Origin of the sequence: Acrocarpospora catenulata, assembly GCF_018476525.1 — a bacterium.
Classification (GTDB): domain Bacteria; phylum Actinomycetota; class Actinomycetes; order Streptosporangiales; family Streptosporangiaceae; genus Acrocarpospora; species Acrocarpospora catenulata.
In genome coordinates, this window is the sequence record NZ_JAHCST010000062.1 from 41,094 (window position 1) to 54,274 (window position 13,181).

The window sequence follows — 13,181 nt, forward strand, 5'->3', positions numbered from 1 at the left end:
CCGGAAATGAGCACGATGAGCGCGGCCAACTCCCCGGCCCAATCGGCCCCCCGGCAGTCGGAGCGCACCCGCGTCCTGGAGAACCGGCCGGTCAACCTCGACGGCTTCGTGGAGGAGTGGCCCGAGGTCGGCATGGTCGCGATGGACAGTCCGTACGATCCGCGGCCGAGCGTGCGGGTGGAGAACGGCGTCATCGTGGAGATGGACGGCAAACAGCGGGCGGACTTCGACTTCCTCGACCAGTTCATCGCCGACCACGCCATCGACGTCGAGGCCACCGAGCGGGCGATGGCCCTCTCGCCGGTCGAGATCGCGCACCTGCTGGTGGACCCGAAGGTGTCGCGCGGCGAGGTCCTGGCCGTGTCGTGCGGGCTGACCCCGGCCGCGCTGCTTGAGGTCGTCAAGACCATGAACGTGGTCGAGATGATGATGGCCCTGCAGAAGATGCGGGCCCGGCGCACCCCCGCCAACCAGGCCCACTCGACCAGCGCGCGGGACAACCCGATCCAGGTGGCCGCCGACGCCGCCGAGGCCGCCCTGCGCGGGTTCCGCGAACTGGAGACCACCCTCGGCGTCGTACGGTACGCCCCACTCGTGGCCATCGCGCTGCAGGTCGGCGCACAGGCCGGCAAGCCGGGCGCGCTCACCCAGTGCGCGCTGGAGGAGGCCACCGAGCTGGAGCTGGGCATGCGCGGGATCACCGCGTACGCCGAGACCATCTCCGTCTACGGCACCGAGCCGGTCTTCTGCGACGGCGACGACACCCCGTGGTCCAAGACGTTCCTCGCCTCCGCCTACGCCTCCCGCGGCATCAAGATGCGGTTCACCTCGGGCACCGGGTCCGAGGTGCAGATGGGGTACGCCGAGGGCAAGTCCATGCTCTACCTGGAGATTCGCTGCATCCTGGTCACCAAGGGCGCCGGCGTACAGGGCCTGCAGAACGGTTCGATCAGCTGCATCGGCGTGCCCGGCGCGGTGCCCGCGGGCATCCGCGCGGTGCTGGCGGAGAACCTCATCGCCAGCACCGTCGACCTGGAGTGCGCCTCCGGCAACGACCAGTCGTTCTCCCACTCCGACATGCGCCGCACCGCCCGGCTGCTCCCGCAGCTGCTGCCCGGCACCGACTTCGTCTGCTCCGGCTACTCCGCCGTGCCCAACTACGACAACATGTTCGCCGGCTCCAACCTCGACTCCGAGGACTACGACGACTGGAACGTCATCCAGCGGGATCTCCAGGTCGACGGCGGGCTCCGGCACGTCCCCGAGGCCGAGCTCCTCGCCGTACGGAACCGGGCCGCGCGGGCGCTGCGGGGCGTGTTCGCCTACCTCGACCTGCCGCCGATCACCGAGAAGGAGATCGAGGCGGTGACCTACGCGCACGGCAGCAACGACCTGCCGCTCCGCGACGTGCTGGAGGACCTCAAGGCGGCGCAGTCGGTCATGGACCGCGGCGTCACCGGCCTGGACATCGTCAAGGGCCTGGAGGCCGGCGGCTTCCCGGACATCGCGGAGGCGCTGCTGGGCGTGCTCAAGCAGCGGATCTCCGGCGACCTCCTGCACACCTCGGCGATCCTGACCCCCGAGCTCACCACGCTGTCGGCGATCAACGACGCCAACGACTACGCGGGCCCGGGCAGCGGATACCGGCCGAGCGGCGAGCGGTGGGAGGAGATGAAGCGGTTGCGGCACGTCGTCAGCGCCCGCAACCCGGAGCAGGAACTCGGCTGAGCCGTTTCGAGGAGAGCAATGACCATGGCTGACACCACGACGCGAGTGCTGACGCTGCTGGAGAAGGGCCCGGCCGAGCAGGGCCGCCGGACCGACGAGGTGGTCATCGGCGTCTCGCCCGCCTTCGGCGACTTCTTCTCCCGGACGATCGTCGACCTCCCGCACGCCGAGGTGCTGCGCGAACTGCTGGCCGGCGTCGAGGAACAGGGGGTGCACGCCCGCGTCGTCCGCGTGCGCGGCAGCTCCGACCTCGCGGTCATCGCGCACACCGCGGCGAAGCTGTCCGGCTCGGGGATCGCGATCGGCGTCCTGTCCCGCGGCACCACCATGATCCATCAGAAGGACCTGGTCCGGCTCTCCAACCTGGAGCTGTTCCCGCAGGCGCCGCTGATGGACCTGGAGACCTTCCGCAAGGTCGGCCGCAACGCCGCGCGCTACGCCAAGGGCGAGTCGCCGCAGCCGGTGCCCTCGCGCAACGACTACATGGCTCGCCCCCGCTGGCAGGCCAAGGCGGCGTTGCTGCACATCAAGGAGACCGAGTTCGTCCGCGCCGGCGCCGCGCCGGTCGAGCTTGAGGTGCTGATCCGGATGGCGGACGCCGGCTGAGCCAGGGGAGGAAGGTCATGACCCTGGTGGTGGGGGTCGACATCGGCAACTCGACCACCGAGGCCTGCGCGGCCGAGATCGGCGAGGACGGCCTGATCACCTATCTGGCCGGGGCGCTGGCCAGGACGACAGGCGTGAAGGGGACCACCGAGAACGTCGCGGGCGTGGTCGAGGTGGTCCGCGACGCCCTGGCGGCCGCCGGTCGCGCCCCGGCCGACCTGGACACGATCCTGATCAACGAGGCGACCCCGGTGATCAGCGGGCTGGCGATGGAGACCATCACCGAGACGATCATCACAGAGTCCACGATGATCGGCCACAACCCGGACACACCGGGCGGGGCCGGGCTCGGCGTCGGGACCACCGTCAGCCTCGGCGAGCTACCTGGCCGCGCTCCCGGGAGCCCGGTGATCTGCGTGGTCGGGGCGGGCGTCGACTACGAGCGGGCCGCCGGGGACATCAACGCCGCCACCGCCCGCGGGGTCCCGGTCACCGGTGCGATCGTGCACGGCGACGACGCCAACCTGATCGCCAACCGGCTGCGCCGGCCGATCCCGGTCGTCGACGAGGTGACGCTCGTGGAGAAGGTGCCGCTGGGCATGCCGGCCGCCGTGGAGGTCGCCGAGCCGGGCCGTACGATCCGTACCCTGTCCAACTCCTACGGGATCGCCACCGTGTTCCAGCTCGATCCGGAGCAGACCCGCATGATCGCGCCGGTGGCCCGCGCGCTGGTCGGCAACCGTTCGGCCGTCGTGGTCCGGACCCCCACCGGGGACATCACCGACCGCAGGATCCCCGCCGGCAGCCTGACCCTGATCGGCGAGACGGCCAGGCGGGTGGTCAAGGTGGACGCGGGGGCCGAAGAGATCATGGCGACGCTGCGCGGAGTGCGCCCCCTGGCCGACGCGGCGGGCGAGCCCGGCACCCACGTCGGCGGGATGTTCGCCCGGGTCCGCGACACCATGTCCGAGCTGACGGCGATGCCCGTCGGTGAGGTGCGGATCAAGGACGTACTCGCCGTCGACACCTTCGTGCCGCAGCGCGTCACCGGGGGCCTTGCCGGGGAGTTCGCGCTGGAGAACGCGGTCGCGCTGGCCGCGATGGTCCGTACCAGCCGAGGGCCGATGGAGCGGCTCGCCGCACGGCTGCGGGCCGAGCTCGGCGTACGGGTGCTGATCGGCGGCGTGGAGGCCGACATGGCGGTGCTCGGCGCGCTGACCACGCCGGGCGTGGGCAGGCCGGTCGCGATCCTCGACCTCGGCGGCGGCTCCACCGACGCGGCGGTGACCACGGCGCGGGGCCAGGTCGAGTCGGTGCACCTGGCCGGCGCGGGCGACCTGGTCACCAGCCTGATCGACTCCGAACTCGGGCTGGAGAACCCCGGGCTCGCCGAAGAGATCAAGAAGTTCCCGCTGGCGAAGGCGGAGAGCTTCTTCCACATCCGGATGGAGGACGGCACGGCCCGCTTCTTCGACGAGCCGCTGCCCCCCGACGCCTTCGCCCGCGTCCTGGTGCTCACCGACACCGGGATGCACCCCATCCCCACCCGGCACACCATGGAGAAGATCCGCCAGGTGCGCAGGGCCGCCAAGGAGCGGGTCTTCGTGGTCAACGCGCTGCGCGCCCTTGAACAGGTGGCGCCGCGGGGGAACGTCAGGCAGATCGGCTTCGTGGTGGTGCTCGGCGGGTCCGCGCTGGACTTCGAGATCCCGGACATGATCGCGCAGGCCGTCGCCGAGTTCGGCATCGTCAGCGGCACCGGCAACATCCGCGGCACCGAGGGCCCGCGCAACGCGGTCGCCACCGGTCTGGTCGCCCATTACACAGCGGCTCGTACGGCGGAGGAGCCGGCGCATGCTCTCGGGTGACCTCCACGACCGGCGCGCCGACCGGGAGAAACGCACCCGGCCCACGGTGGTGGTGCGCTACCGCCCGGTTCCGGCGAACCGGCGCTGCCTGCGCGAGCTCGGCGCGGGCCTGGAAGAGGAGGGCGTACCGTTCCGTGCCGAGCCCGTGGGGGAGGACTCGACGGCACGCGAACTGGCGTACGGGGCGGCTCTGGCCTCCGATCTCGACGTCGGCGTGGGCGTGGACGCGGCGGGGAACACGTGCGTGCACCACGCCAAGCTGCCGCCGGAGGTGCCCGCCCTGGCCGGTCCGCCGTCCGCCGCCCGCGGCATGGGACACAACGCGGCCCGTCTCGTCGTCGGAATTCCGTTCAAGACCATTGATCAATGAAGGAGACGCCACCGTGGCCACCCGACTCAACCTCGCCGACGCCCGTACGGTCCTGGACGCCGCTCTGGCGAAAGCAGACCAGATCGGACAGCCCATGAACGTCGCCGTCGTCGACGACGGCGGTCATCTCGTCGCGTTCGCCCGCCAGGATGGGGCGATTCTCGGCAGCATCGACATCGCCGTCAAGAAGGCCCGCACCGCCGTACTGCTGAAGATGACCACCGAGGAACTGGGCAAGGCCGCCGCCCCCGGCGGGCCCCTCTACGGCATCGAGGTGACCAACGGCGGCCTGGTCATCTTCGGCGGCGGTGTCCCCCTGACCGACTCCCACGGCGACGTCGTCGGCGCCATCGGCGTAAGCGCGGGCACCGTGGATCAGGACCAGACCGTCGCCCATGCCGGGGCCGACGCTCTTTCCGCCTAAATCAACGGCGTAATTACCAACCCGTTCTGTAGGAGAAATAGATATGCAGATGGTGTGAATCGCCGTGTCTGGAGTGAACTGACGTGGCAGGATCGCCAATGTCAGACTTGGGCGATCCTGCCGACCTGGAGGCGCGCATGCCGACTGTTCAAGGCGCGAGCGGCCAGGATGGAAACGCGGCTGAGAATATCCAGCACAGCGGTCCCACCGCGCTGCGCATGCTGGTGGGCGGGAGCCTGCGCCAGTTCCGTGAATCACGAGGGATCACCCGTGAGGCCGCGGGATCCGCTATTCGGGGCTCCCATTCCAAGATCAGCCGAATGGAATTGGGACAGATCAGTTTCAAACTCCGTGACATAGAAGATCTACTCACCTTGTACGGCGTGATCGAGGAAGCGGAACGGTCGCCGCTGCTCGCGTTGGCCAGGCGGGCCAACCAGCCGGGCTGGTGGCACGAGTACCGTGACGTGGTTCCCGACTGGTTCCAGGACTATCTCGGGCTGGAGCAGGACGCGGAGCTGATCCGCACGTACGAGATCCAGCTCATCCCCGGCCTGTTGCAGACCGAGGACTACGCTCGCGCGGTCATCGCGCAGGGCCACCAGGGTGCGCCACGCGAGCAGATCGAACGCCGTGTCGCGCTGCGGATGCGCCGTCAGCAGGTCCTGGTGCGGTCCAGGCGGCTCAAACTCTGGGCGCTGCTCGACGAGGCCGCGCTGCGCCGTACGGTCGGGGGCACGGCGACGATGTACGACCAGCTCAGGCATCTGGGCGAGATGAGCCGGCTGCCGAATGTCACCGTCCAGGTGAGCCCGTTCAGCACGGGCGGCGCGGTCGGCGGGGTAGGGCCCTTCACCGTCCTCCGATTCGCCGAAACCGCGCTGCCCGATGTGGTGTATCTGGAACAACTCACCACCGCGTACTACCTCAACAAAGAAGCGGACGTCTGCGCCTACAAGCATCTGCTCAACGAGGCGTGCGCCGACGCTCCGCCCCCGGACAGGACCGCCGAGATCCTCCAGCAGAGCATCGACGCGCTGTAGCCGCTACGGTTTGCGTGCGACGCCGCACAACGCGTCGACGGCGGACGGAACCTCGAAAGGGCTGGGGTCGGGTCGCCACAACGGGAGGGACACCACACCGGGTTCCACGAGCTCCAGGCCGTCGAAGAACGCGGTGATCTGCTCAGGGCTGCGTAAGTTGTACGGCACTCCGCCGCTCTCGTTGTAGTTGTCCTGCGCCTCGTCCAGTGCCGCGCCGGTAACGAGGTTCACCCCGTCCCACATGGCCAGATAGCTGCCCGAAGGCAGCGCGTCCATCAGCCTCTTCACGATCGCGTGTGGATTCTCCTGGTCCGACGCGTAGCCCAGGATGCCCATCAACATCAGTGCGACGGGCTCGTTGAAGTCCAGCGTCGCGGCGGCCCTGGCCAGGATGGTGTCGGGATCGCGCAGGTCGGCGTCGATGTAGTCGGTGGCGCCTTCGGGAGTGCTGACGAGCAGGGCACGGGCGTGCATCAGCACGAGGGGGTCGTTGTCGACGTAGACGACCCTGCTGGACGGGGCTGTGCGCTGGGCGAGTTCGTGGGTGTTGTCCACGGTGGGCAGGCCGGTGCCGACGTCGAGGAACTGGCGGACTCCCGCCTCGCCGGCAAGATAACGGACAATGCGGGCAAGTAGGTGGCGGGAGAGCCGGGCGATGTCGACGATATCGGGGAAGGTCTCGCTGAACTGGTCGCCGGCCACTTGGTCAACGGGGTAGTAGTCCTTGCCGCCGAGCCAGTAGTTCCACATCCGGGCTCCGTGCGGCACGCTGGTGTCGATCTTTAACGCGGGTGTGTCCGGGAGAGGTGGCTCGTTGGTCACGGAATCTCCTCCTATGTCACATCTCTGGTTGTTCTAACTTAGTGTCTCCACTCGTCGCATTTGCCTTCCGCTCTTCCATGGAATTCGGGCGGTTTCCTTGTGCGAGGATCGATGTATGAGCCTTATGTCCTGAATGTGCTCCTTTTGATTGTTGCTGAGGGGCCGGTCTACTGGAGGGTCTCGACGTTGACGACGATGGCCTCCTGGGTGGTGCGGGCGATGACGACCACGGCCTCCTCGTCCGGGTCGGGGTTCTCCTCGCGGTGCGGGACCCACGGGGGAACGTAGATGTAGTCGCCGGGGGAGGTCACCAGGCGGGTTTCGACGGGTTCGGGGCCGGTGGTGTCGAGGAAGACGAAGTGGGGGTGGCCGCTGACGACGTAGATCCCGGTTTCCGAGGCGCCGTGGTGGTGGTTGCCCGAACTGGTGGCGGGGGCGACGTGGGTCTGGCCCATCCACAGGCGGTCGGAGCCGACGGTGGCGCCGGAGATGGCCTCGCGGCGGACCATGCCGCCGGTCTGGGCGGTGTCTCCGGTGAGCGCGCCGGGAGTGACCTGGTGGAGCCGCCGGTGGAATCCGTCCTGGGTGTGCGTCATGAGGTGATCTCCCTTCCGAAGTCACCGAAGAGTACCCCTACGGCGACAGAGTTGATCGCCTGACTCCGTAGATACCCAGAAGATTTGGTCTATTTCGCAGCACCCTTGGCCGGCCGCCGGCCGGAAGTGTGGCGTGAATCGCAGGAGTATTTCACGCTGTTCTGCCATCTATTCATATCTGTTCTGTTGGCGCTGATGGTCGCAAATGGGCGCGCGGCGCGTGAGTCATGGTCTGGCATAGTGGCGTGCAGTCGGAATCCTTGATTTCCGCCCTCACTGAGAGTGGCGGCCAAAGAAAGGTGATCGGGATGCAGAAAACGGCCATCAACCGCGTAAAGCTCGTCTTCACCCTGCTCGACGCCGACGGCACCGGATATCTCGAAGCCGAGGACTTCGACCTGATGGCGACCCGAGTGGTCGCGGCCTCCCCCGATTCCGGCGAAGCGGCCAAGGCCGCCATGATCTCCGCATTCCGCCGCTACTGGACAACCCTGGCAGCCGAACTGGACACCAACCGCGACAACCGCATCAGCTTCGAGGAGTACTCGGCCTGCGTGCTCTCCCCGGAGCGTTTCGACGAGGCACTCACCGACTTCGCCGAGGCACTGGGCGCGCTGGGCGACCCGGACGGCGACGGGCTCATCAAGCGGCACGACTTCATGGCGCTCATGATGGCCATCGGTTTCCAACCCGCCAACATCGACGCGCTCTTCGACGCGTTCGGGCCGTCGGACGACGACCAGATCGCGGTCCCGGTCTGGGTCGCGGGCATCAAGGACTACTACAGCCCGGAGAAAACCGGAATCCCCGGCGACCACCTGATCGGGACCACGGCCTGACACGTCACTCCGCAGAAGGAGCACAGGTGGAAGCAGCCATCGGACTTGCCGTCGGCAGGGGAACGGGTCCCGAACTCGCGACCGTCTTCGAGCGGGTGCTGGCCAGAATCGCCGACGAGTATTCGGCCGAGATCGGCATCACGCGATCGGAGCGGGTCTACCACTCCTACTCGTCGCTGAAGGCCGAGGCCGGCATCGAGCGGATCCGCGAACTCACCCAGGAGGACGCCGACCACTACGCGCACTTCTGCCGCACCCGGTCCGCTCTCGGCATCCCGGCCATCTTCCGTACCGCCATCAACGCCCAGTCGCTCTACCTGGTACGGCAGCGCCTCCAGGCGGTGAAGGCCGACGCCATCACCACCCCGGACGCGTCACTGCTGCTGGTCCGGGATGAGGCCCAGGGTTTCTACACCGGGGAGAACACCCACGCTCCGGGCGCGCTCATCCGCACCATGACGTTCAGCAGGGAACTCACCGAGAAGGTGATCGCCTTTGCCGTACGGCGCGCCCGGCAGGAGTGGCCGGACGGCGGGCCCGACGAGATCGTCATGGCGTACAAGTTCCACCTGCTCGACGGGGCCCTCGACGAGTGGGTGGCCGAGAGCGCCGCCCGGCACGGCGCCGAGATCCGCCTGTTCCAGCCGGACACGGTGAACCGCAACCTGATCGAGCGAGGCCCGCGCCCCCGCACGCTGATCATCGCGGGCAACGAATGGGCCGACATCATGCACGTGGTCCTGCTGGACCGCTTCGGCTCCGAGCGGCAGGAGAACCGCTGCACCGAGAACGTCTACCTCCACCGCGACGTGGCAGGGCTGGTCGAATACCAGACGGTGCACGGCTCCGCCGACGACCTCGCGGGCACGGACGCGGTCAACCCGGTGGCGACGGTGCGGGCCGCGGCAATGATCGCGGAGAGGCACGCGGGCTGCGCCGGGGCGGTCCGGATGGTGGAGCGTGGCCTCGAATCACTGCTCCGCCGGGGCATCGGCACCCCGGACGTCGGCGGGCGGCACTCGACCACCGCCGTGGTGGACGCGCTGCTCGACGCGCTGGAGCCCGACTGGCAGCCGGCCCTGACGGCGGAGGTGTGACCGGCGCGGAGGCCGCGGCGCTGGTCGTCGTGGACCTGCAGAACGACTTCTGCGCCGGGCCGACCGCCCTCGCCCGGTACTCCGGCGACCCCGCGACGCTGGAGGCCGTCACGACGAACACCGCACGCGCCGTCGACCAGGCCCGGGCCCTCGGTACGGAGGTGGTCTTCGTCCGCTTCGTCGGTGACCCCGAATACCAAGGGCCGAGCTGGCGGCGCCGGGACCACGAGCAGGGCAAACGGCCCAAATGCCGGGAAGGCTCGTGGGGCGCGGAGTTCCACAAGGTGTCACCCCTGCCGGAGGAGTACGTCTTCACCAAACGGGCGTGCTTCGACGCGTTCCTCAGCGCCGGCTTCGAGCAGCACCTCGCCCACGGCGGCGTCGGACGGCTCGTGCTGGCGGGCCTGTACGCCGACGTCTGCGTGGACTCCACCGCCAGGACCGCGTTCCAGAAGGGCTTCCACATCACGGTGCTGGCCGACTGCACCACCGGCCTGCACCTGCGGAGCGCCGACATCCTCCGCTTCATGGCCGTCGTCTACGGCGCCTGCATCACCACCCACGACCGCCCGGACACCTGGGCACCGCCCGCGGGAGAGGAGAGCGCATGCCAGGTCCCGGACACACCGGCATCGACAGCATCGACAGCATCGACAGCATCGACAGGGGAGAGCGTCCGCCAGGAGCGCCACGCACCGGCATCGAACGCGGCGTCGGCCTGACCGCGCTCATGGTCGCCGCCGCGCGGGCCATCGAGACACATCGCCCCGACGCCCTGGCCGGCGACCCCTATGCCGAGCACTTCGTGCGCGCCGCCGACACGTCCGCGGCCTGGCCGGTCCACCCCGCCCAGGTCCCGGACGGGGACGCGAACCCGCTGTGGGGCAGGCTGGGGCGGTACTTCGGCCTGCGTACCCGGGTCCTCGACGACTTCCTCATCCGCTCGGCCCACGCGGGCGTCCGGCAGGTCGTCCTACTCGGCGCGGGCCTCGACACCCGGGCCTTCCGGCTGGACTGGCCGCCGGATCAGATCATCTACGAGGTCGACCGCGACAGCGTCCTGGCCTTCAAACACGACGTACTCGACGGCCTCGCCGCCGTCCCGCCGACCGCGCGCCACCCGATCGCGGCCGATCTACGCGACGACTGGGCCCGGTCGCTGCTGGGCACGGGCTTCGACCCGACCACACCGACCGCCTGGCTGGCCGAGGGCCTGCTCCTCTACCTTCCCTCGGCCGCCGAGCGACTCCTCATCGACACCGTGGACCGCCTGAGCGCCCACGGCAGCACCATGGCCTTCGAGGTCAAGCTGGGCACCGAGGCGCCCGAGGTCCGCGCCAGCCCCGTCTACACCGCGACCAGACAACAGATCGGCGTCGACCTACTCGCCCTGTTCGACGGCGAGCCACGCCCCGACTCGCCCGCCGCCCTACGAGAACGAGCCTGGTCCACCGAGACCTACACCCCCTACGATTTCACCCGCCACCACGGCCGCGGCCCCCTCCCCGAGCCCAACGACGCCCTGGCAACCAACTGCTGGACCTTCGCCAAGAAGCTCCACCCCCAAGGGACGACTCCCGGCGAGACGTGATCGGGCTACTCGCCCATCGAGATGCAGCCCCGGCCGCCTTCCTGATCGGCCGGCGGAGCGGCGATGTCCGCCGGGGGACCCCTCCAACTCGTCGCCCGCGTCCGGGGTGCCCGAGAACGGGGTCACCGGCGGTGACGGGCGTACCTGATCGGTGGAAGCCTTGTGGTGAAAGATTCACCGACTATCCCTTCCGGGATGCGGGAAGCCGAAAGTTTCAGATCGATTTATCTGCTGAAATAGGGACTGCAAGGTCAGCTTAGTTGGTGTAATGCCGAAACAATTTCGGTCGGTATTGACACATTTCGGGAGGGTTTCCAGACTGTGTCCTCGAGGCGGCCTTCCTGCCCGGTCGGTGGGCGCGGCAGGGCTCGCCACCTCCGACGCCTTGGTGGTCTGCGTCCCGGCTGATGGGGTGCGGCGTCGATTGCGCGGGGTGTGTCTCCGCGTTCGTTTCCCGTGACTCAGTTATGGAGGCTCAGGCATGCGCACCAACGCCATCCCCCCGCCTGGAACCCAACGACCCTTCAGCGGCCTGCGCCGGGCCTTGGTCGCCGGCGCCGTCAGCGTAGCCACGGTGCTGATGGTGCCGGTTTCCGCCGATGCCGCTGAGACCACGCTCGGCGCGGCGGCCCAGCTGAGCGGGCGGTACTTCGGTGCGGCCATCTCCGCGGGCAAGCTCAATGACTCGGCGTACACCACGATCGCCAACCGCGAGTTCGACATGGTGACGGCCGAGAACGAGATGAAGATCGACGCCACCGAGCCGAACCGGGGGCAGTTCAACTTCACCAACGGCGACCGCGTCTACAACTGGGCCGTACAGAACGGCAAGCGGGTACGCGGGCACACGCTGGCCTGGCACTCCCAGCAGCCGGGCTGGATGCAGTCGCTGTCGGGCAGCACGCTCCGTCAGGCGATGATCGACCACATCAACGGCGTGATGGCCCACTACAAGGGCAAGATCTACGCCTGGGACGTGGTGAACGAGGCCTTCGACGACGGCAACGGCGGGCGGCGGGACTCCAACCTCCAGCGGACCGGCAACGACTGGATCGAGGTGGCCTTCCGCACCGCGCGGGCCGCCGACCCGGCCGCCAAGCTCTGCTACAACGACTACAACATCGACAACTGGACCTGGGCCAAGACCCAGGGCGTCTACAACATGGTCCGCGACTTCAAGTCGCGCGGCGTGCCGATCGACTGTGTCGGCCTGCAGTCGCACTTCAACAGCGGCAGCCCGTACAACAGCAACTACCGCACGACCATCTCCAGCTTCGCCGCCCTCGGCGTCGACGTACAGATCACCGAGCTGGACATCCAGGGCGCCTCTGCCACGACCTACGCCAACGTGGTCAACGACTGTCTGGCCGTGGCGCGCTGCAACGGCATCACCGTGTGGGGCGTCCGCGACAGCGACTCCTGGCGCTCGGGCGACACCCCGCTGCTGTTCGACGGCTCCGGCAACAAGAAGGCCGCCTACACCTCGGTCCTGAACGCCCTCAACGCCGCGAGCCCGAACCCGACCGACACCACCCCGCCCACCACCCCGGGCACCCCGACGGCGTCCAACATCACCTCTTCGGGCGCGACGCTGACCTGGACCGCCTCCACGGACAGCGGCGGCAGCGGTCTAGCGGGCTACAACATCTACCGGCGGGTGGGCACGACCGATACCCAGATCGCCCAGTCGACCACCAACTCGGTCACGCTGACCGGCTTGACGGCCAGCACGCAGTACCAGGTGCTCGTCCGGGCACGTGACGGCGCGGGCAACCTGTCGGGTAACTCGGCGGTGGCCACCTTCACCACCACCGGTGGCGGCACCACCGACACCACGCCGCCGACCACACCGGGCACCCCGACCGCGTCCAACATCACCTCCTCCGGTGCGACGCTGACCTGGACCGCCTCCACCGACACCGGTGGCAGCGGCCTGGCCGGCTACAACGTCTACCGGCGGGTGGGCACCACCGACACCCTGCTCGGCTCGCCCACCACCAACTCGATCACGCTGACCGGCCTGACGGCCGGCACCCAGTACCAGGTGTTCGTCCAGGCCCGGGACGGCGCGGGGAACCTGTCGTCCAACTCGGCGCTGGCGACCTTCACCACCACGGGCGGCGGCACCGGCGGCGGCTGCTCGGCGACGGCCACCACCCAGACCCAGTGGAGTGAGGGCTACGTGATCGAGCCGGTC

At 68.9% G+C, this 13,181-nt stretch carries 13 protein-coding genes; 11 read left to right on the plus strand and 2 right to left on the minus strand.

Features of this window, described 5'->3' with window-relative positions; all coding sequences use genetic code 11:
• Positions 1–6: 6 nt before the first annotated feature.
• From KIP79_RS38130 to KIP79_RS38155, 6 genes are all read left to right on the plus strand, one after another.
• Positions 7–1,728: a propanediol/glycerol family dehydratase large subunit gene (locus tag KIP79_RS38130; RefSeq protein ID WP_214109868.1), complete on the plus strand. Its 1,722-nt coding sequence runs from the start codon at positions 7–9 to the stop codon at positions 1,726–1,728.
• Positions 1,729–1,752: 24 nt separating this feature from the next.
• The gene (locus KIP79_RS38135; RefSeq protein WP_256447622.1) at positions 1,753–2,334 is read left to right on the plus strand and encodes a propanediol/glycerol family dehydratase medium subunit; all 582 of its coding nucleotides are present in this window, start codon (positions 1,753–1,755) and stop codon (positions 2,332–2,334) included.
• 17 nt (positions 2,335–2,351) lie between these two features.
• Positions 2,352–4,202, plus strand: coding sequence for a diol dehydratase reactivase subunit alpha (locus tag KIP79_RS38140; RefSeq protein WP_214109870.1), 1,851 nt, complete (start codon positions 2,352–2,354; stop codon positions 4,200–4,202).
• Entirely contained in the window at positions 4,189–4,572 is a 384-nt protein-coding gene (locus tag KIP79_RS38145; RefSeq protein WP_214109871.1) for a glycerol dehydratase reactivase beta/small subunit family protein, read from the plus strand. The genes KIP79_RS38140 and KIP79_RS38145 overlap by 14 nt, the downstream gene beginning before the upstream one ends.
• Before the next feature lie 13 nt (positions 4,573–4,585).
• The gene (locus KIP79_RS38150) at positions 4,586–4,996 is read left to right on the plus strand and encodes a GlcG/HbpS family heme-binding protein (protein WP_214109872.1); all 411 of its coding nucleotides are present in this window, start codon (positions 4,586–4,588) and stop codon (positions 4,994–4,996) included.
• A gap of 137 nt (positions 4,997–5,133) precedes the next feature.
• Complete coding sequence (locus tag KIP79_RS38155; RefSeq protein ID WP_214109873.1) at positions 5,134–6,039, plus strand: Sco1979 family transcriptional regulator; 906 nt, start codon at positions 5,134–5,136, stop codon at positions 6,037–6,039.
• 3 nt (positions 6,040–6,042) lie between these two features.
• Here the strand turns inward: KIP79_RS38155 and KIP79_RS38160 are convergent, their stop codons facing one another.
• Positions 6,043–6,861, minus strand: coding sequence for an SAM-dependent methyltransferase (locus KIP79_RS38160; protein ID WP_308170096.1), 819 nt, complete (start codon positions 6,859–6,861; stop codon positions 6,043–6,045).
• A gap of 167 nt (positions 6,862–7,028) precedes the next feature.
• The gene (locus KIP79_RS38165; RefSeq protein ID WP_214109874.1) at positions 7,029–7,457 is read right to left on the minus strand and encodes a cupin domain-containing protein; all 429 of its coding nucleotides are present in this window, start codon (positions 7,455–7,457) and stop codon (positions 7,029–7,031) included.
• A gap of 308 nt (positions 7,458–7,765) precedes the next feature.
• Between KIP79_RS38165 and KIP79_RS38170 the strand changes: the two genes are divergently transcribed.
• From KIP79_RS38170 to KIP79_RS38190, 5 genes are all read left to right on the plus strand, one after another.
• Positions 7,766–8,296 carry an EF-hand domain-containing protein gene (locus KIP79_RS38170; RefSeq protein ID WP_214109875.1) on the plus strand — a complete coding sequence of 177 codons (531 nt, stop codon included), beginning with the start codon at positions 7,766–7,768 and terminating at the stop codon, positions 8,294–8,296.
• 26 nt (positions 8,297–8,322) lie between these two features.
• Complete coding sequence (locus KIP79_RS38175) at positions 8,323–9,393, plus strand: isocitrate/isopropylmalate family dehydrogenase (protein WP_214109876.1); 1,071 nt, start codon at positions 8,323–8,325, stop codon at positions 9,391–9,393.
• Positions 9,390–10,115, plus strand: a complete 726-nt coding sequence (locus KIP79_RS38180; RefSeq protein WP_214109877.1) for a cysteine hydrolase family protein — start codon at positions 9,390–9,392, stop codon at positions 10,113–10,115. The genes KIP79_RS38175 and KIP79_RS38180 overlap by 4 nt, the downstream gene beginning before the upstream one ends.
• Positions 10,001–10,984, plus strand: coding sequence for a class I SAM-dependent methyltransferase (locus KIP79_RS38185; protein ID WP_214109878.1), 984 nt, complete (start codon positions 10,001–10,003; stop codon positions 10,982–10,984). The genes KIP79_RS38180 and KIP79_RS38185 overlap by 115 nt, the downstream gene beginning before the upstream one ends.
• A 481-nt stretch (positions 10,985–11,465) precedes the next feature.
• Positions 11,466–13,181: endo-1,4-beta-xylanase (locus KIP79_RS38190; protein ID WP_214109879.1), on the plus strand; the 1,716-nt coding region annotated here is incomplete at its 3' end.

Bases quoted from the DNA above. Each gene is read 5' to 3' on its own strand.
- KIP79_RS38130 (WP_214109868.1), top strand. From the start codon at position 7: ATGAGCACGATGAGCGCGGCCAACTCCCCGGCCCAATCGGCCCCCCGG.
- KIP79_RS38135 (WP_256447622.1), top strand. From the start codon at position 1,753: ATGGCTGACACCACGACGCGAGTGCTGACGCTGCTGGAGAAGGGCCCG.
- KIP79_RS38140 (WP_214109870.1), top strand. From the start codon at position 2,352: ATGACCCTGGTGGTGGGGGTCGACATCGGCAACTCGACCACCGAGGCC.
- KIP79_RS38145 (WP_214109871.1), top strand. From the start codon at position 4,189: ATGCTCTCGGGTGACCTCCACGACCGGCGCGCCGACCGGGAGAAACGC.
- KIP79_RS38155 (WP_214109873.1), top strand. From the start codon at position 5,134: ATGCCGACTGTTCAAGGCGCGAGCGGCCAGGATGGAAACGCGGCTGAG.
- KIP79_RS38165 (WP_214109874.1), bottom strand. From the start codon at position 7,457: ATGACGCACACCCAGGACGGATTCCACCGGCGGCTCCACCAGGTCACT.
- KIP79_RS38170 (WP_214109875.1), top strand. From the start codon at position 7,766: ATGCAGAAAACGGCCATCAACCGCGTAAAGCTCGTCTTCACCCTGCTC.
- KIP79_RS38185 (WP_214109878.1), top strand. From the start codon at position 10,001: ATGCCAGGTCCCGGACACACCGGCATCGACAGCATCGACAGCATCGAC.